Below are 23,269 nucleotides of genomic sequence, written 5' to 3'. Positions count from 1 at the left end.
CGGCTTCGACATTCTGTCAACTATTTGTAGGAGATTGCCAGGATTCCTTGCTCCTATCTATCACCGATATATCCCGCCCCGGTCACCTACTCGCCAACCGGCATTATTGTATATTCTTGGAGAAAAGTATTACTGCGCCCGGCAACGACAATCACCGACCTGAGTTATCAACAGGCAACCTGTTAAGGGCTCAGTTAGTCCTGTTCGGGCTACTTGCATCACACAAAAAAGCCCCAACAAAAGTCGGGGCTCTCTAAAAACAAGTTACTTTTCCTATTTCTCCAACCAAACCCTTGCGTTCACAAATGCTTCCATCCATGGCGATACTTCATCTTTACGGCCGGTTGGATAGTTGGCCCAGTGCCATTGGAAGAGAGAGCGCTCAATGTGGGGCATCATCACGAGGTGACGGCCGGTCTTGTCGCACATCATGGCAGTGTTGTAGTCTGAGCCATTGGGATTGGCGGGATAGCTTTCATAACCGTATTTGGCTACGATGCTGTATTGATCTTCGGCATATGGTAACTGGAACCGCCCTTCGCCATGCGAGATCCAGACGCCAAGCGTTGAACCGGCCAGCGTAGACAGCATCACCGAGTTATTTGGTTGTATGGTCAGCGAAGTAAAGCCGCTTTCGTGTTTATGACTTTGGTTGTGCAGCATCTTCGGCTTTTCGGTATGGTCAGGGTTGATCATGCCCAACTCAATAAACAGCTGGCAACCGTTACAGATACCTACTGACAGCGTATCCTCGCGTTCAAAAAAGTTTTGAAGGGCTACACGGGCCTTTTCGTTGTACAGGAAAGCACCAGCCCAGCCTTTGGCTGATCCCAATACGTCCGAGTTAGAGAAGCCGCCTACGGCTCCAATAAACTGGATGTCTTCCAGCGTTTCCCTGCCCGAGATCAGGTCTGTCATGTGGACATCCTTCACGTCGAAACCGGCGAGGTACATAGCATTAGCTAATTCGCGCTCGGAGTTACTCCCTTTCTCGCGGATTATGGCTGCTTTTGGTCGTGGCTTGCCTGCGTCTATAACCGGCTTCTTTCCGGTAAAGCCTGCCGGGAAGTTATATTTTAAAACATGGTTCTTGTAATTATCAAAACGCTCCCTTGCTTTCTCCGGGCCACTTTGTTTCTGATCCAGCAGGTAAGAGGTCTTAGTCCACACATCCCTCAGGTGATCAATATCAAACGACCAGCTACCATCAGCGTTTTTCACGGTCAGCGTAGCTGCTGCCTCAACAGTACCAATCTTGTGGAAAGCGACACCATTGCGTTCCAGCATAGCTTCTGCCGCTGCATCAGCCTGGAAAACGATTCCGATGTTTTCAGCAAAGAGCTTTTCGATGATATCCTGGCCGCCTAATGCGGAAAGATCGATAGTTGCCCCTAAATCGCGGTCAGCGAAGCAAAGTTCTAACAGGGTAGTTATCAATCCACCGCTGCCGATATCGTGTCCGGCATGAATTTGGCCTGCTTTGATCAGTTGCTGCAGGGTGTTAAAGGTATTTTTGAAAGCCCCGGCGTCTACTACGTCCGGTGTTTCGGAGCCTATTTTATTTAAGATTTGAGCAAATGATGAGCCGCCCAGTTTATAAGTATCGCCCGATAAGTTGATATAATAGATCGCGCCTCCGTCTTTTTGCAGCACAGGCTCTATAACCCCGGTAATATCGTCACAATGCCCGGCTGCCGAAATGATCACAGTACCAGGGGCAATCACCTCGCCATCCTTATACTTTTGCTTCATAGAAAGCGAATCCTTCCCAGTCGGAATATTGATACCCAGTTCAATTGCAAATTCAGAGCAGGCCTTTACAGCGGCATATAGACGAGCATCCTCTCCCGCATTTTTACAAGCCCACATCCAGTTGGCCGAAAGCGATACGCTCTCCAAACCATCCTTTAACGGAGCCCAAACAATATTTGAAAGCGATTCGGCAATGGCATTACGACTCCCCGATGCCGGGTCGATCAATGCCGAAAGCGGCGCATGACCGATTGAAGTAGCAATACCATCCTTGCCCTGATAATCCAGCGCCATAACACCGCAATTGTTCAGCGGCAATTGCAGGGGACCGGCACATTGCTGCTTTGCCACGCGTCCACCTACACAACGGTCCACTTTGTTGACCAGCCAGTCTTTAGACGCTACTGCTTCCAATTGCAGTACCTGCGTGAGGTAAACCTGCAATTGAGATGCGTCATAGGTTACCGGGCTATAATTCCGTTGGATTGTTTTATCCTGCATCACCACTTTTGGCGAACTGCCAAACATATCACCCATATCAAGGTCCATTGGCCTGGCACCCGTAGTGGCTGACTCAAAAGTGAAACGATGGTCGCCGGTTACTTCGCCTACCGTATACATTGGCGAGCGTTCGCGGTCGGCGATCTTTTGCAGGATCTCTATATTTTCCTGACCAATTACCAGGCCCATACGTTCCTGGGATTCGTTTCCGATAATTTCTTTCGCTGAAAGGGTTGGGTCGCCAACAGGCAGTTTATCCAGGTTGATCTTACCACCGGTTTCCTCTACCAGTTCCGAAAGGCAGTTTAAATGACCACCTGCACCATGATCGTGGATAGAAACAATCGGGTTGATATCACTTTCCACCATCCCGCGCACCGCATTTGATACACGTTTCTGCATTTCCGGGTTTGAGCGCTGGATAGCATTCAGCTCGATACCCGAACCTAAAGCGCCGGTGTCTGCTGACGAAACGGCTGCACCTCCCATCCCGATACGGTAATTATCGCCACCCAAAATCACCACCTTATCGCTTACCTGCGGGCTGTGTTTTTTAGCTTGCGACAGCTTGCCGTAGCCTATACCGCCTGCCTGCATAATTACCTTATCATAACCCAGCGTGCGGGACTCTTCCTCATGCTCGAAAGTAAGCAGCGAACCTGTGATCAGCGGCTGACCGAACTTGTTACCAAAATCAGATGCGCCGTTTGAAGCCTTAATCAAAATATCAACTGGTGATTGATAAAGCCATTTACGCTCGGTGACACCTTTTTCCCAGGGACGGTCTGCTGCTAAGCGCGATAACGCTGTCATGTATACCGCTGTACCCGCCAACGGAATAGAACCCTGGCCACCGGCCATCCTGTCCCTGATCTCACCTCCTGACCCTGTAGCTGCGCCGTTAAAAGGCTCAACCGTAGTCGGGAAGTTATGGGTTTCGGCTTTCAGGGAAATTACCGATTCAAAATCTTTGATCTCGTAGAATTCAGGCACATCGGGACGTTTTGGAGCGAATTGCTGAACCACGGGACCTTTTACAAATGCTACGTTATCTTTATAAGCCGAAACAATCCCGTTCGGGTGAGCCTCAGACGTTTTGCGGATGAGCTTGAACAACGAAACAGGCTGCTCTTGTCCGTCAATCACAAAAGTACCGTTAAAAATTTTGTGGCGGCAGTGCTCCGAATTCACCTGAGAAAAGCCAAACACTTCGGAGTCGGTCAGCTTACGATCTAATTTTTCAGAAAGGCCGTTTAAATATTGAACCTCTTCGTCACTTAAAGAGAGCCCCTCCTGCTTGTTATATTGGGCGATGTCTTCAATTTCCAGGATTGCTTCCGGTTTAATATTAATCGTAAAGATCTCCTGGTTAAGCGCTGCATATTTTTGAAACAGCATCGGGTCGAAAGCCGAAAAATCAGGATCAACCGTTGCAAATTCCTCGATGCGGATAATGCCTTCAATCCCCATGTTCTGTGTAATTTCAACCGCGTTGGTACTCCATGGAGTCACCATCGCCGCCCGGGGACCAACAAAAAAACCGGTCACAATTGTATCCCGGTTTAATTCCGCGCCTGCAAAAAGCCAGCTTAGTTTTGAAATATCTGTCGGATGGAGCGTTTGATTATGTTGTACGGCAAACACCGTATTTGCTTTATTAAAGAAAAAGTAAATCATATCCTTGTTTCAAGGTGCAAAGGTAGCTTTTTTAAAAAAAACAGTCAACATTAAAAAAGAACCGTTTCGGGTTACGACAATACTAATTACTCAAAAAAAACCTGCATGATAAAGCTGGTCACTGGCAAGGTCCAGAAGGTGGGCATGGCGCGAGGCTGCCAGCAACATTAACCCGATCGTTCCGCCGGATGCTCCGGAATAAGAGAAAGCATAGTGCTGGCAACCAAACTTATTGATCTTGGCAGTATCTGCCCACAATTCCTCATCCAATGTGCCGATGACCACAGTTGTCCATACGGTAGCCCTGATGCCACCCCCGTGCGCGTTTACAAAGCAAACCGGATAATTTTCTATGGACAAATAATAAATAATCGTCAGGATGAACTATCACCGCTGTGTTTCGATAGTTTTCGTATAATTAGGTGTAACGCACTTAAAATGCAGTTGCGAATATGGGACGCATCTGACATTTGCCCAATGCTAAGGTATTACTTTTGTGTCATGGCATCTATCAACTATTCCGTACTTGACCTGGCAACCGTGATTGAAGGACATACCATTGCCGACAGTTTTCAAAACAGCGTTGTTAATGCCCGGCAGGCAGAAGCTTTAGGTTATACACGTTACTGGTTCGCCGAGCATCATAATATGATCAATGTGGCCAGTTCGGCTACCAGTTTGCTCATAGGGCATGTTGCTGCGCATACCACAAGCATCCGTGTTGGCTCCGGCGGTATTATGCTGCCTAACCATTCGCCTTTGGTGGTGGCAGAGCAGTTCGGCACCCTTGAAACACTGTATCCCGGCCGCATCGATCTTGGGTTGGGAAGAGCGCCAGGCAGCGATCAAACCACCGCATTCGCTATTCGCGGAGAGAATATGAACGCTGCGTTTCATTTTCCGCAAGATGTGGAATCATTGCAGCATTATTTGACCGGAGATCATCCAAACGGGGTAAGCGCCATTCCGGGGGAAGGATTGGATATACCTATCTGGATACTGGGCTCCAGCCTGGACAGTGCCCGCCTGGCCGCTGCTAAAGGGCTCCCCTATGCTTTTGCCAGTCATTTTGCTCCGGCTTATTTCCTGCAGGCTATTGATCTGTATAGAAAATCATTTAAGCCATCCAAACACCTACAGGAACCTTATGTTATAGCTTGTGTAAATGTGGTAGTCGCCGATACTGATGATGAAGCACAGTACCTGGCCACTTCATTACAACAGCTGTTCAGGGGCATCATTACCGGTAAGCGCCAACTGCTCCCACCGCCGGTTGAAAATATCAATAATATTTGGAGCGCCGCTGAACGCGAGGCAGCCATGCAGATGCTGGCTTATTCCTTTTTCGGCAGTAAGGCTACGGTTCAAACTCAATTAACGGACTTCATCATCCGCACCGGGATTAACGAACTAATGGTAACTTCGCATATCTACAGCCAGGAGGCCCGGCTAAAATCATACCGCTTGCTTGCAGAAGCTTTAAATGCTTAAATTAGCATATGGAAGATCCGGAAAAATTGGAGCGCATTGTGGAAGCACGCATGAAGCTTAAAATGCGCTTTGAGCAGCAAATGAAGTCTACTCCTTCGATGGCTGATGACCTCCCGAAAGGCTCGGGTAAACCAAACCGGCACGGCATACCGACCATTCCTATCGGACAAACGCCTACTGTAAAATGGCCGGTACTTGATCTCGGTTATCATCCCAATATCTCACAGGCGCGTTGGCGGCTTACCATCGACGGTGCTGTGGAACATCCCTTAGTATTGACCTGGAAGGATTTCATCGCCCTGCCGCAAACCAAAGATACTTCCGACTTTCATTGCGTCACTACCTGGTCAAAGCTGAACATGCACTGGAAAGGTGTGAGCCTGCTTGACCTGGCTGCATTGGTACAACCCAAGCCGGAAGCCACCCATTTACTATGTTATGGTTATGATACTTATACCACCAACATAGCGCTGGAAGAAGCATTAAAGCCGGATGTGCTTTTAGTCCATACTTTTGACGGGCAGCCATTGACAGTAGAGCACGGCGGCCCCTGCCGCATGATCACACCTCAACTGTATGCCTGGAAAGGTACCAAATGGATCAAGCGCATCCGGTTCATGGCCGAAAACCAGCTTGGCTTTTGGGAAGAGCGCGGCTACTCCAACACGGCCTACCCCTGGCGTAACGACCGCTACAGCGATTAAGCCGGATTTGTTCCAAATCTAATATAATCAAGCCCTTTGCTAATATTTGCTACGCGGGAGAAAATTTGTTTCCGGCATTTTAATGCTCGGGGCAATGACACCACACCCTATTTTTACATGCTTTGAGCCCGGCGAACCCGTTGCAAAGTCCCTCCCGCCAGCTCTGTCCTGGCATCCGGACCCAGAAACTCAATCTGCTGATGAAAGCATAAGTATCCGACAGGATAACGGTGTCAAGTTTTACTTCCAAGCTGCGTTCTTTAAAAAAGTAAGTCTCTGATTTGTTCTGATGATAGCAAAAGAGGAAAGGGTAAGTATTGATCCAACTACACAACTTAAAAACCTATACCTTCCTTATCAGGTTATCACTTAGCGATAAAATCAAAGAATTTCAATCTTCTGAAAAGCGAATGCCCTCATTCTAAACCGTTCTGCGTGCAAAAATGCGGGATGAACTATCATTGATGGGTATTTAACACAGGATTAACGAAATATTTAGCTATTTTTAGCTTTGTTGATTATATGATGGATGATATAAGTGTTTTTTCTGATCATTCTTTGTCCGAATTATTAAAATCGGGGAACCATGAAGCTTATAATGAAATTTATAAACGTTATTTCGGCTTAATGTTTGTCGACGCGTGTAAACGTGTGGCAAGCAGGGAGGATGCACAGGATATAGTTCAGGAAACATTTATCAGCCTTTGGAACCGGAGGGAATATCTTGATCCCGACAAAAATATTGCCGGCTACCTGTATGCAGCAATGAGAAACAAAGTTATAGATTGGTTTACCCGCCAGGAAGTTAACTCCAAATATGTCAACTCCTTTAAAGCGTTTTATGAAGCAGGCAGCTGCGTTACAGATCATGCTATCAGAGAAAAGCAATTAGCTTCCATCATTGAACGTGAAATTGATGCATTACCTCCACGCATGAGAGAGATCTTTATATTAAGCCGGAGAGCAAACCTGAGCCATAAGCAAATAGCTCAGCAGCTTGACCTGTCTGAGCTTACAGTTAAAACCCAGGTTAAGCATGCGCTTAAAATTTTGCGCGGCCGTTTAGGTTTGGTATTGTTTATCGCCATGCTAATTGGCAGCAAATAACAGCAGATCGATCTCTTTAATCTGATAGTACTGTAAAAAGATAGCGCTGTTTGCACAGCGCTATCAAAAGATAAAACAGGGGTATAAAACTAACTTTATTCAGCGCCTTTTTCAGGCAATAGTTGAAACGTGATCATGTTACGGCCAGACAGAAATACTTGTGCTGCCTGTTTTAACGAAGTCGGACCAATTTTTTGCAGTAGTTTATCGGTGTCAAGCACCTGCAGCGGATCTTCATTATTCTCGTACTGATTAAGCAAATAATTCATCCAGAAACCGTTATCCTTTAAAGCCAGCTCGACATTTTTTTGATATTGTGCTTTAAATTTTTGTACATCGTCGGCATCCGGGCCCTTCTCTTTCAATGCCTTCATCTCTTGCTCTACCATAGAAACCAGGTGATCTGCATTTTGCGGGGCACAACCAAAAGCTACAGTAAGTGCGAAGCGATTATGCGGGTACTTATTGTAACTGGTTTGTACTTGCGGACTATATACCTCGCCTTCGGCTTCACGAAGTTGTTGCAATACCTTGATTTGTAATACCTCCCCCAAAGCTTTCAGCTCAAGGTTGGCCTCCGGACTGTAAGTGTAATCGCCGCTAAATACCAGTTGCACTGTGGCTTTGTTCTCTGTTCCTTTGTATACTTTTTTTACAATATGCCCGGCCGGGATATGGATCCCAAGGTCGCGCGGTTTTACAACTTGATGGGTAGCTGGCAGGGAGCCCAGGTATTGCTCCAATAAAGGGGTTATCGTTTCGGGCTTAAAATTACCGACAAACACAAAAGTGAACCCGGAAGCATCCGCAAAACGCTCTTTATAAATATCATAAGAACGGTCTAAAGTAATTTTACCGATGCGCTCTGCGGTTGGCCCGGCAGAACGATAGTTATAGTCACCCATCACGTAGCTTATTGTGTCAGCAAACACGTTAGCCGGACTGGCATATCGATTGGCAAGGCCAGCAATGGCGTTATTAATAGTGTTTTTAAACATCAGCGTGTCCTTGCGGGGAGCGGTAAATTGGAGATAAGTAAGCTGTAAAGCCGCTTCCAGGTCCATGGGTGCAGCCCCCCCTCTTATGGTTGACGAGCGCCCGATTATCGTAGCTGCCGATGAAGCTACTTTGCCGGTAAACAAATTATTAAGCTGTACCATGCTGAAGTCGCCCAAACCCATCCTGTTCATGATACCGCCCGCGTTTGAGGCTACATCGTAGTCTGTATGCTCGTAAAGTGATGTTCCACCGGGTGCAAAGGCACCGTAAATTACCTGGTCATTTTTAAAATCAGTTGGTTTCAGGATCACTTTCACACCATTGCTAAGCGTAAGTTTGGTGATGTTAAGCTGGGCTATAACCTCTTTGCTCACCACTTTACCTGGCGGAGGCTTCACAGCAAGCAGGGGTTTAATAACGGCATCATCCTTAAACGGCTGGATATCTTCCTGGCTTACCCTGGCTATCCAATTTTGAACAGTTGCAGCGTTGGGCAGGGAATTCCTGTCCTTTTCGGGAGCTGATACGAGTATATCCACATCTTTTGATGATAAATACCCGGCCATAAGGTTGGTGATATCTGCAAGTGTGATTGCACCAATATGATCTTTGGTAAATTGGTACTCCCAGGCAATGCCTGGGGATGCTTCGCCAGCCAAAAATAAACGCTGATATTCTTTTACGTAACTGGTTGAGGGGGTTTTACCCTGTTCGTTTAAACTGGTTTGCATGCCGCGCAGGTAGCTTTGCTTCACCCGGTCAAGCTCAGCCTGGGTAAAGCCATATCGTTTAACCCGTTCTATAACCCGCCAGGTTTGCGCAAAGCTTTGCTCAAGGCGGCCTTCTTTAGCCGATACACTAAAGCTCAGCATATCTATATTTTTTAACAATCCGCCAATACCCGCACTCATACCGGTAAAAGCCGGATTGCTTTCCCTGGTTAACTCGGCCAACCTGCGATTATCAAGTAACTGGTTAAACAGGTTTTGTTTAATAGAAGTGATATAATCCTGCTCTGTCTTCAATTCCGGAGCCTGGTGCTTCATCATGATCTGCAGATCGGTTGATGTTTCTTCCTTATCTGTTACGATCAGGAACTGGCTTTTGCCGGTAAGCGGGACAGTATACTGCGTACGCACCCGTTCATTTTGCGGATTCTTCAGATCAGTAAATTTTTCCCTCACCAATTTTTCAGCTTCATTCACATCAACATCACCCACGATGATCAATGCCTGCAGATCCGGGCGGTACCAGTCATGATGAAACCGTTTGATCACTTCGGGTTTAAATTTTGTCAATACCGCATCTGTACCAATCGGCAGCCTGTCGGCATAGCGGGCATGGTTCAGCATCATAGGTAAATATTGTCTTGACATGCGGTCCCTCGCTCCTTTACCTAACCGTTCCTCCTCTAATACCACACCCCGCTCCTTTTCAATTTCTGTAGGGTCTAAAGTGGCGTCCTGCGCCCAGTCGCGCATGATGCGAATACCATTGCCAAACATGGCCGGATTATCTGTAGGGATGGGCAGTTGGTAAACAGTTTCGTCAAAGCTGGTATAAGCGTTCAGGTCGGCCCCGAATCGAACACCTGCTTTTTGCAGGTAATCTACCAGGTCGTTTTTGGGAAAGTTCTTCGTCCCGTTAAAGTTCATATGCTCCATAAAGTGTGCCAGCCCCTGCTGGTCATCGTCTTCCAGAACGGAGCCTACTTTGTTAATCAGGTATAACTCTACACGCTTTTTAGGCTCTTCGTTATGGCGGATATAGTAGGTAAAACCATTGGCCAACTTGCCGGTACCTACAGCCGGATCAGGTGGAATGGATTGCGCCATAGCCACATTACCGGCAAGGCCTGCGGCGACGGTTAATATCAGTTTTTTAATATCCATGAAAATAGAGGAATTTAATTGTTAAATATCTTGCTGAGTTGTTTTTCAAGTTCGCCATCGCGCAGGCTGCGGGCAATGATCTTACCATCAGGGCCGATAAGGAAATTTTGCGGTATCCCGCTTACGCCGTATAGCGTTACTACGCTGTTAATTTCGTGATCAAGATCAGCTACATGTGCCCACGATTCTAAATGATCATGGGTGATGGCTTTGCGCCACGCTTTTTCACGTGTCCTGGTATCCAGGGATACGCTCAAAATCTCAAAGCCTTTTTGATGATAGGCTTTATATGCCGCTACCAAATGAGGGTTATCTGCCCGGCAGGGTGTACACCAGCTGGCCCAAAGGTCAACCAGTAGGTATTTCCCTTTATAATCCGAAAGCTTTACAGTGTGTCCGGCAGTATCCGGCAGGTTAAAATCTGTAGCTAAGGTACCTATTGCCCCCTTAGTGCTAAAGGTGATGGCATCTTTTAACTTCTTTTCAAACAGCTTTCCATCTTCGCTTCTTTTACACTCTCCGGAAGCAGATCAAAGTAAGGTTTTAGTTTTGGGCCGTCTACATTATGACCGGTTCCGGCTAACTTCTGCAAGGCGAAAAACGCGGCTGGCGATTGCGGATGTTGTTTAATGAACGATCCGTATACGTTATCCATAAAACGCTGCTCAAAAACAATTTGTTCCGCACTGGTATTATTGGCTTCAAGTGTATCGTTTTGTTTCAGTAACTGATACGTCCTGGTTTTAAGTGCCTCGTTTTTTTGTTCGTAAGGTTTTGCAATTGTAATTAAAGCCTTATAGTCACTGTAACCAGCAGAGCCGGTTACAGTGACATTACGAAATTCTTTACCATGCCTGACAATGCTTTTACCAGGAGACAAGAATATTAGCGCCAAACCATCTGCATGAAATTCTTTGCTGGTACTCATATTGTAAGTCATCAGCATGGTCTGCTGCCCTACTTGTACATAGCCTTTCAAATTATAGGCATGATTGTTTACCCTCGCGCTATCTATTATACGGGTATAACCCTGTCCATGTACAATGTAAACCATTGGCACATCTATACTATCCAGTTTGCCCCTTATCTCGAAGTTGGTTTGTTTTTGGGCGAACGCCATAAAGGGAGCGGCCATAAATAATACCCAGAGTAATTTTTTCATGATCGTTTTTTAATTCGTGTAAACCAGGTATATAGTTAGTTACCCGGTTGTTTGTCGTAAATCAGCTTTCCGGTCAGTTCTGATTCTCCATATTTTAGTTTATAGTCAATAATAAAAGTTTGGAGATCCTGCGAAATCGTATAAGTTTTAATAGCCGGGGGCATAGTTCCTTTAGGATGGTCGAGTGTTACTATTACGGCATGGTCGTTAATCCACTGAGTGGTCAACTCGCTTTTGGATACGGTAGCAATTTCATTCACCACCGCGTGACTTACTAACTGCGAAGATTTACCATTAAGACGAAGCATGGCTATAGTAGCTGCAGTTGAATCGCCACTTTTAATATCAATCTCATCGGCCGTTTGACTGATAGTAAGTATTTGTACGTTTTTTGCACTGGCGGCAGTCAGACGCCCAAAATCACTTTTGCTTTCATTTAAATGCCATTGCCCTGAAAAATTTACTGGTTTGCTTTGGGCATAGAGGTTATAATTGATAAAAAAAACGAAAGCCGCCATTATTATAACTGTTGAGCTTATATATTTCATGATTATTTTCATTAAGGCTGTTATTTAAGGATAGATGCTAATTTGGTGTGCAAATCTTCACCGCGCAGGTTTGTCGCGATCACAACGCCATCCGGGTCGATCAGGAAATTTTGCGGTATGGAAGCTACGCCGTACAGTTGTGCTGCCTGGTTCTGCCAGCCTTTAAGATCGGATATTTGAGTCCATGGCAACGCATCGCTTGCAATAGCCTTGAGCCAATTGGCTTTGGCCGATTCCGAATCAAGAGAAACGCCTAACACCGTAAAGCCTTTGTCCTTATATTTATTGTAAGCTTTTAAAACGTTGGGATTTTCCTGGCGGCATGGTAAACACCAGCTGGCCCAAAAATCAACCAGTACATATTTGCCTTTAAAAGATGACAGGCTTATTGGCTTATTATGAGGGTCGTTTTCGGTAAAGTCTGGAGCCTTGCTGCCAATTGGAATTTTCCCTGCATCAACTTTTCGCTTAGCTAAGGCGGCTTTTAACATCGAGTCGCGCATTGCCGGGATGCGTGAAATGGCCTGACCTAATTTGTCTGTTTTGACATGATTGGGTAGTTGGTTCACCAATGTATCCTGAAAGGTACTGCCTATAAAACCAGATGAAACCAGCGCATAAGTAGTAAATGGGCTTATGCGATTACTGGGATTGTTTTTAATAAAGGTGTACATATCATATATTCCCTTAGCAGGAAGGGCATTTGCCCTTTTCAATACGTCGGCCTGCATTTTTTCATTAGTTTGATATTCGGCAGTAGCAGTAATCCTTTTGAGCTCTTCTTTCTCTTTGACAAGACCATTGCTTATTTCAATAACCTGGTTTTGAGCCGCAGCAGCAGATCCTGACAGTTTGAAATTCTTGAGTTCTCCCTCCGAAGCAATGTTCAGTTCGCCTTTATCGAGGTAAAGTGTGAGATCCTTAACAGGATTAGCTTTAACAGCCGTACTGAGCGTAACAGCAACAGCTTCGTCAACAGTCAGCCCGCCTTTAAACTGGTAGGTACCATTTGTTACCAAAGTGCTGTCGATATGTTTTTCCAGTGTGCCGGGAAGGAGCTCTGTTAAATATATTTTAGAAGGCAAGGGCGATAGATTATGTAGCTTACCATTAATTACAAATGGTTGGTTTTGTGCCATACTGTCCATGCTGACAGCACACAAGGCCGCGGCAAACAGCGCGATGATCTTTGTTTTCATAGTGTGTTATGTTATTAAAAAATGGGAGACCGGTAAAAACAGCAGGACCAGTAGTGGTCCCGCTGAGGGTTATTATAGGGGATTAATTATAGCCAGGAGTTTGTTTCAGATTTGGATTAGCCTGAATATCAGTTGATGGTATTGGCATCAGCTGTTTATAACTGGCCCAGGTACCGCCTTTTTGTGGGGTTACCACGCTCATTACCGCATCAAGCTGATTAGTACGTTTTAAATCAAACCAACGATGGCCCCATTCAGTAAACAGCTCAACCTGACGCTCATGAGCAACCGCAGTCAGCATATCAGATGGCGTAGCAGCAATAGTTTTGGGCAGGCCTGCCCTTGCCCGGATTGCATTGATGTCATCGGCAGCACCAGAAAGGTTATTTTGTTGTGCGCGTGCTTCGGCGCGGATCAAGAACTGCTCCGCATAGCGCATGACAATAGGATATTCTGTAACAGCAATATTTGGGCTGAATGACGATACCTTATATTTATTGGCATAATAATAAGTGGTAACAGGAGCAGTAGTTGTTGTATAACTGCCAACCCAATTGGTTAAACGCGCATCGCCAGGCTCAAATGCCTTTACAAGGTTGTTATTAAGCGGCAGTGGCGTAGTGTTGATATTATTAGAATTTACAATTAAGAAGGTAGCGTCGATAGTATTCAGGTATAATGTAGAAACCGGCTGCAACGCCCATAAAGTTTCCTTGCTGGCTTTTAAAAAAACCTGGTTGAGATTAGGCTCCAATATGTAGTTAGCATTACCGATGACAGAAGAAGCCTGGGCTTCGGCATTTTTCCAATCTTTAAGATACAAATAAACCCTTGCCAGCGTGGCGCTCGCCACTTGTTTGTTTGGCCTTACCCTGTCAGTAACAGTACCGCCCGAGGCATCTACATATTTACCATCCGGCAGCGCAGCTTGTGCTTCAGTTAAATCCTGTAAAATTTGTTTGTAAACGGCATCAGGGGTGCTGTTGGCCAAAACATTGTTAACGGTGTAATCATCGGTGGTTGTTAACGGCGGCGTGCCATATAAGTTCACTGCATAAAAGTAAATGTACGCACGCAAAAATTTCACCTCGCCAACCAGTTGCCTTTTAACCCCATCGGTAATGCCTGACGATGCAGAGATGCCGTTAATAGCGGTGTTGCAATAAAATATTTGTTTATAAAAATCCGACCAAAATGCAGGAGCAGTAATTGCAGCATAGCTATTTTGGTAAAATATTCCAAATGATGAGTTTGTGCCTGAAATGTTCTGTAATTCGTCGGCCGCTAAGCCCATATTTAAGCTGATATCTGAAGCTCCCTGGTAAAATGAGCCGTTCGACATCCTGGTGTAAATGCCTGCTACAACTGATTGTGCAGAGTTATTTGTTAAGAACGCATTACTGCTATTAGCAGAAGTTAGCGATGGGCCAACTTCTATCGCTTTTTTACATCCGCCCAGGGATGCGCCCACCAAGGCCAGCATGCTTGCATATACTGCTACTGAATATATTTTTCTAAGTTTCATGATTCCTCTTTTTTAAAGTGATGCTTGGATACCAAAAGTGATTGTGCGCAGCGGTGCCATTTTCTGGAAGTTTTGCGTCTCGGGATCTGAAAAGTTGTATCCGGTAATTGTGGCCAGATTTTCGCCCAAAACATAAATCCTCAGATTACGTAAATGACATTTTTTAGCTACTTCGTCATCAAATTGATAGCTGAATGATGCATTTTGTAACCTGATGTAGGAAGCATCGCCGTAGTAGGCGTCTATGTAGCGGTTTCTGGCGTTTATCGCGTTAATAAGCGTTGGCGTAAAGCTGCTTGTAAACTTGCCAAACATCGCTACATCACCCGGTTTTTGCCAGTGATTTAAGATGAGTGTTGGGTAATTGGTATTCACCAACCCAGGCGCAAAGCCAGTGTTCAGCACTTGCCCGAATGGGCTGGCACCGGTTTGCTTTATACCGCGGAAGAGGAAACTAAGCGTAAAGTTTTTAAAGCTGACGCTATTTGAAATGGACCCGAAATAACCAGGATCTGTGTTAATCGTTTTGATTTGATCAGAGCCAGAGCTTGAATAGGTTGAAACAATTTTGCCGTCTTTATCATAGAACTGGTACAGACCAGTTTGCGGATCAACGCCCGCATAACGGTTAACAAATATCGTGTTGACCGATTGGCTCAACTGCCGCAAAATAAGTGCACTGGCATTTGGAAAGGACAACAATGAATTGCGTTGTTTGCTAATGATAAATGTTGTTGACCACGTAAAGCTTTTGGATTGAATATTGATGGTGCTTAAAGTAGCGTCAAATCCTTTATTTTGAACTTTGGCATCATAGTTTTGGGTTATAGAAGTAAAGCCCGTGGTTGATGAAAGTGGTACGCCTGACAACACGTTAGTTGTGCGGTTTCTGAATAGGTTTCCTTGAAAACTAATTCTGCCTTTCAGAAATTGAAGCTCCAATCCAATATTAGCCTTAGCTACTGTTTCCCAGCTCAAATAAGGATTAGGCAGGTTAGTGGGAGTAATGCCGGGTACGCCCTGATAAGGGTTTGTAGAAGCTATCGTATTAAAGTTTTCAAGGTATTGGTAAACACCGATCTGGTCATTACCGCTGGTTCCGTAGCTTACTCTTATTTTACCAAAGCTCAGGAAAGGAAGATTGCTTTTTAAAAATTTTTCCGAGCTAAACACCCATCCTGCGCCGGTTGCATAAAAAAAATGATACTGACGGTCCTGGCCAAACTTGCTTGACCCGTCATACCGGCCAGAGAGATCCAGGATATATTTATTTTGCCAGTTATAATTTAATCGACCATAAAGAGCGCTGTATTTATAATTGTAGGCGTTATATCCCAACCCAAACGGCGTAATGCTGGATGCCGCTGTTATATTGTTAATTAAAAGGTCATTGCTGTAGCCGTTGGCTTGCAGCTGTGTAGCATCAGTAAGTTGCTTTTGCAAACTTGCACCAATTAAAACTCCCAGTGTGCCTTTACTTATGGCATGATTATACTCAATCTGCGGCTCTATACTCCAATAACTATTGTTGTTCCAGGTATAATTTGCTGATCCTTTTGAACCTAACGCAATATTGCTTGGCTGTATTGCGGCAAGCGGGATTGCCAGAAATTCATTCAATGATTGTTTGTTATAACCAATGGTTGCCAGTGCTTTCAGGTCGCGGGTAAGCTGGTAACTGGCGACCATGCTGCTGGTTAAATTTGACAAGGTCGTTCTGCCAATTGAGTTGGCAACTGCCAGCGGATTAAAAAGTGTATTGTTCTCAAAGTTTAAAGAACCGTCAGCATTACGAAGAGCAGGCGCGTCAGGAGCAAGATTGGCACTATTTGTTAAATCGGCCGACGGCATATTATTAAAGTTGTAAGTATAGCCACCTGTAAACTGAAGATTAAATTTCCGGTTGTTGCTTGTTGAATTCAGGTTAAAGTGCAATGAGGATGTCTGATCTGCTCCGCCAACCAGCTGCTGCACATTGGTAGCCCGCCTGTAGTTACCGCTTACAAGGTAAGAAACATTGTTGCCACCTCCGGATATACTGGCCTGGGCATTGGTGGTGTAGCTGGTGCCCTTTAAAAATTCCTTTGTCCAATCAGTATAACGGGTAGTATCCCAGGTACCGTTGATGTCATAATCAGTGGGCAGTATAGCTGCATTATCATTCTTTTTTGCCTCCCGGCGCATTTGCAGATATTGCTGCGTATTTAATAATTGCGGTACCCTGGTGGCGTTGCTTATGCCGCTAAAAATGTTTACATCAATTTTAGTATCGCCTGTTTTGCCTTTTTTGGTTGTTATTAGGATAACACCATTAGCTCCCCTTGAACCATAGATTGAAGTGGCATCAGCATCTTTCAGTACGTTGATACTTTCGATATCCAATGGATTAATTAAACTCAGCGCGTCGTAAGCAGAATTTGCCGAGCCTAAATAACTGGATTTATAAGAGGCGAATGAGCCGCCGGTATACGGAATGCCATCTACAATGTAAAGCGGCGATGCAGCGGATAACCCATTTTGCCCTCTGATGACTACATTGAAACTGCTGCCGACCTGCCCGGTAGATTGCGTGATCACCATGCCTGGTACAGTACCCTGTAATGCGGTTAAAACGTTACCAACAGGGTATTTTTCAATTTCTTTAGCGCTAATGGTGGTCTGGTCGCCCACGTTTAATCTTTTTGTAGTTTGCCCGTAAGCAATTACCTGAATCTCATCCAGCCTGCCAACATCTTCTTTAAGATGTATAGTAAATGGTGATTTAATGTCTTCAATCCGTACCTCTTGTGTTTGATAACCTATATAAGAAAATACCAGCACCACATCTTTTGAATTAACCAGGGCATTGAACCGGCCTTGCGCATCGGTCACCCAGCCGCCAATAATAGTTGATCCTTTCACTTTAACGGTTGCCCCGGGGAGTGGATTATTATCATGCCCCGTAACCAGGCCTGATATTAAAATAAGCTCATTGCGTGTTGCCGCCGGTACAGTTTCTTTTACGCGCACAACTACAGTATTATCAATAACCTTGTAGGTCAATGGCTTATCGGCCAATGCTTTGTCCATAACCTGGGCAAGACTGGCATCATTGATCTCAATGTTAAAATTGGGGAGTGCACGCAATACATCAGGGTCATACACAAAAGTGTAGCCGCTTTGCTGTTCAATATTTTTGAAGAGCCTCTCGTAAGAGATGTTCTTTGCTTTGAGGTTAATGCGCTGTGCAAAAGTGGCAGCGCTTACCTGCATGATACAGAACAGGATTCCTAAAGTGGTCAATCTCATAACCAGGAAAAATTTGTGAAGTCCTTTCTTATAATTTAAGAAAGGACTTAAAGTAAAATTTTGCATACTTTTGTATGGTTTGGGTTTGTAAGTACCTTGTTTAGTTCAAATTAAATTCATGGTTAACCCAAACTTTTGGCCGGGAAGTGTGTCACCACTCTCCGGTTTTTTTTGAGCTCATGACGGGAAACGGGAGCCTGGCTGCCGTTTTGATACGGGAAATAGTAATTATTTTACGATAATTTTCCTCCCTTCAATTTTGAAGTTAATACCTGCATACTCTAATATTGATAATGCCTTTGATGCGTTGATATATCTCGAAAATGAGCCCGAAAGCCGTTTATCGGGTATTTTCCCTTCGTATATGATGTCTACATCATACCAGCGCCCAATTTGGCGTAAAACCATATTTACATCCGTATAGTCGAAATAAAATCTTCCATTTTTCCAGGCAATAACTTCTTCGCTGTTAAAATCATTGGTTACCCTGATGGCAGATCCCCTGGTGTTATCAATGGCTTGTTCTCCCGGTTTTAACAAAGCGGTTTGTGCATCCTTGCTAACTTTTACCGCGCCTTCATACAGCGTTGTTTTTATAGCTGATTCATCTTCATAAGCGTTGATATTGAAGTGCGTACCTAACACCTCAACGGTTTGGCCCCGGGTTATAACTTTAAATGGCTTTTGTTGGTTATGGGCAACCTCAAAATAAACTTCGCCGGTAATCTGCACGGTTCTGTCGTTGCCTGTAAATGCTGTTGGATAGGTTATGGAAGATGCAGCGTTTAACCAAACATTAGTACCATCAGTCAGCGTTAAATGATATTCGCCCCCACGCGGTGTAGCAGTCGTGTTGTACAGGACATCAGCTGATCCCTGGTCTGCCCCACTATAAACAAGTTGCCCCTCGGCAGTTTTATTGATAACAATATTTCCTTGCTGTGCTATTTTGCCATTAGAGGTGCCGGTTAAAGTAATATGCTGACCGTTCCCTAAAGTAAGTATTGCTTTATTACTGCCCGGTTTCCAATCATTTTGTTTAACTACGGTAATGTTGTTTTTGGGGGTAGGCGGTGCCTGGCGCAAAAGAAAATATACTGCAACAGACATACATAAAAGTATGGAAGCCGCTATTGAAAGGCGAAACCTTCTGCCGGCAATGCGGGTTGGCTTGGGTAAATTCGCGCTGACAGCAGCATACGCTTTCTCAATTTCCTGGTGCGAGGGCGCGGTTCCGTTATCAGCTGCGTCGTTATACCAGCTTTCTATCCAAGCAATTTCCTCCTGATTACAGTTTCCGTCGATATATTTTTTGAGCAGTTCCTTACTTTCCTGGTTAGTCATAATAGCCTATCAAATGCTTATATAAGGTATTACGGTTAAGTGCGCGCCCGGGGGTATATCAACATAAAAAAAATTAAACATTTTTTAACATTAACGTGATATAAGAAAAAAACAGAAGAATCCCCAGCGGGAAACTATAATCGAGATATAGGAAAAATAGCTTACAAATTATTATTAACAACTTAGCCTTCAGATACTTTTGCCTCGGTATCCATCCGGTTTTAAAGCGTGATTACAATTATTGATTTAAACATTTGCGATCAAAGGTACCAGGCGTTTATCAGACTAAGAACCGGGATGCTGTAAGTAAGCGCATTGGCTCAATTCCCGCAAAGCATTTAAACAACCAAAACATTGATTATCAAATAATTTAATTAAATTCAACTTGTTTAAATCATCCCCCATGAACCGCTTTAAACCCACTGTCCTTTGGCTGCTGCTTTTTTATGGCTCCCACACGTTCGGCCAATCACCGGCTGATAAAATGTATGCCCATGTCATTGACGTAGGACAAGGGCTTTCTGTTCTCCTGGAATTTCCACAGGGAGCCGTACTCATTGATGCAGGTGCAGCCCCAGATCATGAAATTATGCTGATTAATTACCTGAGGGCATTTTTTCAACGCCGTACCGATCTTCACAATACGCTTAATGGCATCATGATCACTCACCAGCATATTGATCATAATATTGCGCTTGATGATTTGACGCGAAATTTTAAGATCCTAAACTATGTTGATAATGGACGGCGACAGGTGACGAACACCGAAGTGAACCAAATTTGGATGCAGCACCACTTTCACCAATTTGGTTGCCGCTATGAGGCAATTACATTTGATAACGCCATGGGTGTGCCCAATCATACCGGATTGACGAACATTATTATTGACCCGGTAAGCGGAACCATCGACCCTAAGATCGTAATTTACAGCGGGTCTTTTGTAGCTCGCCCTGCGGGCTGGTCAAAAGACCAGTATGAAGATCCGGATAATCATAGTATGGTGATCAAGGTTACTTTCGGAAATGCTTCTTTTTTATTTTCGGGTGACCTTGAGGAAAGCGGGATCAAACAGGTACTTAAGTTATATAGTGGAACCGACGCTTTGAAAGCCGATGTTATGCAGGTAGGTCATCACGGCTCCAGGAGCGCCATCACTTCCGAATGGCTGTCGGCCATCAAGCCTAAATATGCTTTTATATCCTGCGGACAATGGGATGACGGCTGGCCGTCTGACGGAAAGCCAAAGCCCTACACAGCCTACACTTATGCGCACCCGCATCTCGAGTCTGTTAAATTACTGGAAGACAGCTTGACAATAACCCGCCCCACAAATTTTACCGCTTGCGTAGGAACAAAAGGCTCATATCAGGGCAGCCCTTCTGAATTCACCGAGTATCTGATCAAAAAGGTTTACAGTACCGCATGGGACGGAACTATTGTAATTTCGGCAACGGCCCAGGGCCAGTACACATTTAACACACACCAATAGCCCAATATGATTTACTGAACCTAAAAGACTTTGAAACGTAAATTATCAAACCAAAGGCATTCAATAAAATAATCGGCGCTTATTATCATATCGAAACCGGGGCAGTAATCATCTTTTGCACTTAGCTGCCTGGCAGCTTCTTTTCATGAATATAAATATCATGTTGATGGAACGGAATATGAATATCACTGGTACGAAAAGCTTCAGTTAAGGCCATGATCAGGTCACTTTTTACGTCATTGGCCTCCCCGAGGTTTTTAACCCAGAAATAAACGCGCAGATCTATCGAACTTGCAGCAAACTGGTCAAACTGGATAACATAAGCCGGATGTTTGGCAAGTCGTTCTTCGGCTTCCAATATACCGGTAACCACCTGCCGCACTTTCTGCAAATCAGAGTCATAAGCAACACCTACAACAATTACGCTTCGTTTGCGGCCGCCGGCCAGGGTCCAGTTAGTTAAGTGGGTACTCAACAGGTCGCCATTAGGCATGATCAGATCTGCACCATCCCAGGTAGAGATAACGCTGCTTCGGAACCCGATAGATTTCATTGTACCTCCCTGTCCGCCTATATCAACAACATCACCCACATTTACAGGCTTTTCAAATGCAATGATCAGCCCGCTTACCAGGTTATTAACCAGGGTTTGTAGGCCAAAGCCAATACCAACGCCTAATGCACCTAATACAATGGTTAATTTATCGATAGGGATACCCGAAGCCGCCAATGCAAGGAAAAGACCTATACTTAAAATTGATATACGGATCAATAATAACCAGCTGCCAATGCCCTGAGAGCCCTGGCTACCCTGTTTATCGGATCTGAGGCCATGGTCTCCGGCAAAAAATGACACAATGCGGGATATCAATACCGATGTACCCATAATGGCGATAAACAATACAAGGTTACTGATCGTAAAGGTGTAATCGCCTAATGTCCGTTCGGTAGTGAAAAAGTCACGAAGGGGGCTGGCAAAAGACTCAAATGCCGGAAAATTACGTCCAAAAAGAATCAGCCAGCCCAAAACCATCACCATATGCAATAATACAGGGGCACGCTTACCAATTTTATCGAAGTTTAAATAAAAAAGCTTCTTATCCTGTTTGGTATACACATTATAAGCCAGGAAAAGCCCTTCATTGATCAACCTTACAATCCAGAGAAATACGATAGCGATCACCACGTTCATATAGCCGCCTATCATCAGTGATTTACCCAGATTATACCGGCCAAACACATTGGCGATGAGCGAGCCCAACTCTAATATAGCTACAAGGCCAATAGAATAAATGATCCATTTTTCCCGGAGTTCCTGGAGGCGACCTTTCCATAAAACAGCCACACTGCCTATTACACCCACTGCGGATGTTAAAAGCATTAGCCATCGTTCTAAACGGGAAGCCTGAAGGATCAGGTTATCAAATGAGGACAGGATAAATAACAAAAGCATCCCCAGCCATACTTTCATCCAAAAGGGCGTAATAAATTTTCTAAAAATCAAACTCAATGAAACTCCGGAAATAAGCCAGAGTGCAACATTCACGATAAAAGGTGGTGAGTAGAATAAAAATTGATAAAGATTAATCACAATGAGGATAGCAGAAAGCAGCGGGTAGCGTATTACCAGCTGCCCTTCAAGGCTCGCTGTTATCAGATCCCTTTCTATATAAATGCTTTTGAGTGACTGGAGATAGACAAATGCTACAATGATGAGCAGGATCATCACGGCCAGTTTCCCTTTATTATTCGCTAAAAAAAAGGAAGAGGTAAGGTTTGCCTTATCGCCCGATTGCCTTAAAATTTCGTTAAAAGGACGGGAATACCTATCCGTTACCCAAATATTGGCGAATTCACGTTTAAATGCGTTGTTAGCCAGTTCGGTCTGATCGTTCACAATTTCGTCTAAACTTGATTGTAACTTAAAAATGGTAAGGTTAACATCATTAAGCAATGAGGTAACGTTGCCGTTAGCCTGCTTTAGTACGCTATCTACCGGGTGTGCTTCATAAGCCACAACTACCAGCTGCCGCATGTATTTCGTTAAGGTGGCTGAGTCTTTTGGAAATTTGAAAAGTGCAGGAGCTGATAATAAGGAGTCTAACTCATAACGAATTGTATTTAATTGATATTGGTACAGGTCAAGCCTTACTTTATGCGCAAGTGCTTTATTCAGCAATTCGTTTATGATGTTACCTGTTGCAGTTAGGTTCCTGAAAGTTTGGGCTGTGCCTTTGCGCGTAAAAACCCCATCGCCTGCCGCCTTAAAATCCAGCTCGATCATTTTTAGTTCTGCGGTTACTTCGGCGGTGTCCAGGGTATGCTTAAGAAATATTTTGGCTCTTTGATTGCTCTTTTTTATTTCTTCAAGGCCTTTTTTTTGTTCGATAGTTGCTTTGTCGGTATTAAAATCGTCCTGGCTTTCCCGGGCGGCATGCTTGGCAAAAGCCTGCATACGGGTAACATAGTCAAGTTTTATGCTATCCGTTTTTTGCTTAATAGTGTCGGGGTTTTGCGCAGTAACCCGAAATCCGGAAAAGCAAAAGATGAAGATTATAACAGCAGTTGTAAGCCTTAGTGTAGTCATAAAA

At 44.5% G+C, this 23,269-nt stretch carries 15 protein-coding genes; 4 read left to right on the top strand and 11 right to left on the bottom strand.

The window, feature by feature from the left end; all coding sequences use genetic code 11:
- Positions 1 to 273 precede the first annotated feature (273 nt).
- Together purL and MTO98_RS13885 are read right to left on the bottom strand one after the other, a co-directional pair.
- On the bottom strand, positions 274 to 3,930 hold the full coding sequence (gene purL / locus MTO98_RS13890) for a phosphoribosylformylglycinamidine synthase (protein WP_243487249.1): 3,657 nt from the start codon (positions 3,928 to 3,930) through the stop codon (positions 274 to 276).
- A gap of 90 nt (positions 3,931 to 4,020) precedes the next feature.
- Positions 4,021 to 4,290, bottom strand: coding sequence for a hypothetical protein (locus tag MTO98_RS13885; protein ID WP_243487248.1), 270 nt, complete (start codon positions 4,288 to 4,290; stop codon positions 4,021 to 4,023).
- A 141-nt stretch (positions 4,291 to 4,431) separates the two neighbouring features.
- Here MTO98_RS13885 and MTO98_RS13880 point away from each other — a divergent pair, with 141 nt between their 5' ends.
- The 3 genes from MTO98_RS13880 (at position 4,432) to MTO98_RS13870 (ending at position 7,232) form a co-directional block, all read left to right on the top strand.
- Positions 4,432 to 5,421, top strand: coding sequence for an LLM class flavin-dependent oxidoreductase (locus tag MTO98_RS13880; RefSeq protein ID WP_243487247.1), 990 nt, complete (start codon positions 4,432 to 4,434; stop codon positions 5,419 to 5,421).
- Positions 5,422 to 5,429: 8 nt separating this feature from the next.
- Entirely contained in the window at positions 5,430 to 6,125 is a 696-nt protein-coding gene (locus MTO98_RS13875; RefSeq protein ID WP_243487246.1) for a sulfite oxidase-like oxidoreductase, read from the top strand.
- 522 nt (positions 6,126 to 6,647) lie between these two features.
- Positions 6,648 to 7,232 (top strand): RNA polymerase sigma factor, encoded by a 585-nt coding sequence (locus tag MTO98_RS13870; protein WP_243487245.1) that lies wholly within the window; start codon positions 6,648 to 6,650, stop codon positions 7,230 to 7,232.
- A gap of 95 nt (positions 7,233 to 7,327) precedes the next feature.
- On the opposite strand, the gene MTO98_RS13865 is transcribed toward MTO98_RS13870, so the two are convergent.
- The 8 genes from MTO98_RS13865 to MTO98_RS13830 form a co-directional block, all read right to left on the bottom strand.
- Positions 7,328 to 10,123 carry a pitrilysin family protein gene (locus MTO98_RS13865; protein ID WP_243487244.1) on the bottom strand — a complete coding sequence of 932 codons (2,796 nt, stop codon included), beginning with the start codon at positions 10,121 to 10,123 and terminating at the stop codon, positions 7,328 to 7,330.
- Positions 10,124 to 10,137: 14 nt separating this feature from the next.
- Positions 10,138 to 10,536 (bottom strand): peroxiredoxin, encoded by a 399-nt coding sequence (locus MTO98_RS13860; RefSeq protein ID WP_243487931.1) that lies wholly within the window; start codon positions 10,534 to 10,536, stop codon positions 10,138 to 10,140.
- A 59-nt stretch (positions 10,537 to 10,595) separates the two neighbouring features.
- The gene (locus MTO98_RS13855; RefSeq protein ID WP_243487243.1) at positions 10,596 to 11,285 is read right to left on the bottom strand and encodes a hypothetical protein; all 690 of its coding nucleotides are present in this window, start codon (positions 11,283 to 11,285) and stop codon (positions 10,596 to 10,598) included.
- A 35-nt stretch (positions 11,286 to 11,320) separates the two neighbouring features.
- The gene (locus MTO98_RS13850) at positions 11,321 to 11,833 is read right to left on the bottom strand and encodes a hypothetical protein (protein WP_243487242.1); all 513 of its coding nucleotides are present in this window, start codon (positions 11,831 to 11,833) and stop codon (positions 11,321 to 11,323) included.
- A 20-nt stretch (positions 11,834 to 11,853) separates the two neighbouring features.
- Complete coding sequence (locus MTO98_RS13845) at positions 11,854 to 13,032, bottom strand: TlpA disulfide reductase family protein (protein ID WP_243487241.1); 1,179 nt, start codon at positions 13,030 to 13,032, stop codon at positions 11,854 to 11,856.
- An 82-nt stretch (positions 13,033 to 13,114) separates the two neighbouring features.
- Positions 13,115 to 14,557, bottom strand: coding sequence for a RagB/SusD family nutrient uptake outer membrane protein (locus tag MTO98_RS13840; RefSeq protein ID WP_243487240.1), 1,443 nt, complete (start codon positions 14,555 to 14,557; stop codon positions 13,115 to 13,117).
- Between the two features lie 12 nt (positions 14,558 to 14,569).
- Complete coding sequence (locus MTO98_RS13835) at positions 14,570 to 17,845, bottom strand: SusC/RagA family TonB-linked outer membrane protein (RefSeq protein WP_243487239.1); 3,276 nt, start codon at positions 17,843 to 17,845, stop codon at positions 14,570 to 14,572.
- A 228-nt stretch (positions 17,846 to 18,073) separates the two neighbouring features.
- Positions 18,074 to 19,189, bottom strand: a complete 1,116-nt coding sequence (locus MTO98_RS13830) for a FecR family protein (protein WP_243487238.1) — start codon at positions 19,187 to 19,189, stop codon at positions 18,074 to 18,076.
- Between the two features lie 403 nt (positions 19,190 to 19,592).
- Here MTO98_RS13830 and MTO98_RS13825 point away from each other — a divergent pair, with 403 nt between their 5' ends.
- A complete protein-coding gene (locus MTO98_RS13825) occupies positions 19,593 to 20,678 on the top strand; it encodes a ComEC/Rec2 family competence protein (RefSeq protein ID WP_243487237.1) in 1,086 nt (361 codons plus the stop codon).
- A 121-nt stretch (positions 20,679 to 20,799) separates the two neighbouring features.
- On the opposite strand, the gene MTO98_RS13820 is transcribed toward MTO98_RS13825, so the two are convergent.
- On the bottom strand, positions 20,800 to 23,265 hold the full coding sequence (locus tag MTO98_RS13820) for a mechanosensitive ion channel family protein (protein ID WP_243487236.1): 2,466 nt from the start codon (positions 23,263 to 23,265) through the stop codon (positions 20,800 to 20,802).
- Between the last annotated feature and the right edge of the window lie 4 nt (positions 23,266 to 23,269).

It is taken from the genome of Mucilaginibacter sp. SMC90 (assembly GCF_022811725.1).
In the GTDB taxonomy this organism is placed as follows: domain Bacteria; phylum Bacteroidota; class Bacteroidia; order Sphingobacteriales; family Sphingobacteriaceae; genus Mucilaginibacter.
Note: the sequence above shows the minus strand (reverse complement) of the source record. Positions and strands in the feature narration are given on the sequence as shown.

What these genes read in the sequence shown, in the direction of transcription:
- purL (WP_243487249.1), bottom strand. Translation starts at nt 3,930, where the DNA reads ATGATTTACTTTTTCTTTAATAAAGCAAATACGGTGTTTGCCGTACAA.
- MTO98_RS13880 (WP_243487247.1), top strand. Translation starts at nt 4,432, where the DNA reads ATGGCATCTATCAACTATTCCGTACTTGACCTGGCAACCGTGATTGAA.
- MTO98_RS13875 (WP_243487246.1), top strand. Translation starts at nt 5,430, where the DNA reads ATGGAAGATCCGGAAAAATTGGAGCGCATTGTGGAAGCACGCATGAAG.
- MTO98_RS13870 (WP_243487245.1), top strand. Translation starts at nt 6,648, where the DNA reads ATGATGGATGATATAAGTGTTTTTTCTGATCATTCTTTGTCCGAATTA.
- MTO98_RS13865 (WP_243487244.1), bottom strand. Translation starts at nt 10,123, where the DNA reads ATGGATATTAAAAAACTGATATTAACCGTCGCCGCAGGCCTTGCCGGT.
- MTO98_RS13855 (WP_243487243.1), bottom strand. Translation starts at nt 11,285, where the DNA reads ATGAAAAAATTACTCTGGGTATTATTTATGGCCGCTCCCTTTATGGCG.
- MTO98_RS13850 (WP_243487242.1), bottom strand. Translation starts at nt 11,833, where the DNA reads ATGAAATATATAAGCTCAACAGTTATAATAATGGCGGCTTTCGTTTTT.
- MTO98_RS13845 (WP_243487241.1), bottom strand. Translation starts at nt 13,032, where the DNA reads ATGAAAACAAAGATCATCGCGCTGTTTGCCGCGGCCTTGTGTGCTGTC.
- MTO98_RS13840 (WP_243487240.1), bottom strand. Translation starts at nt 14,557, where the DNA reads ATGAAACTTAGAAAAATATATTCAGTAGCAGTATATGCAAGCATGCTG.
- MTO98_RS13835 (WP_243487239.1), bottom strand. Translation starts at nt 17,845, where the DNA reads ATGAGATTGACCACTTTAGGAATCCTGTTCTGTATCATGCAGGTAAGC.
- MTO98_RS13830 (WP_243487238.1), bottom strand. Translation starts at nt 19,189, where the DNA reads ATGACTAACCAGGAAAGTAAGGAACTGCTCAAAAAATATATCGACGGA.
- MTO98_RS13825 (WP_243487237.1), top strand. Translation starts at nt 19,593, where the DNA reads ATGAACCGCTTTAAACCCACTGTCCTTTGGCTGCTGCTTTTTTATGGC.
- MTO98_RS13820 (WP_243487236.1), bottom strand. Translation starts at nt 23,265, where the DNA reads ATGACTACACTAAGGCTTACAACTGCTGTTATAATCTTCATCTTTTGC.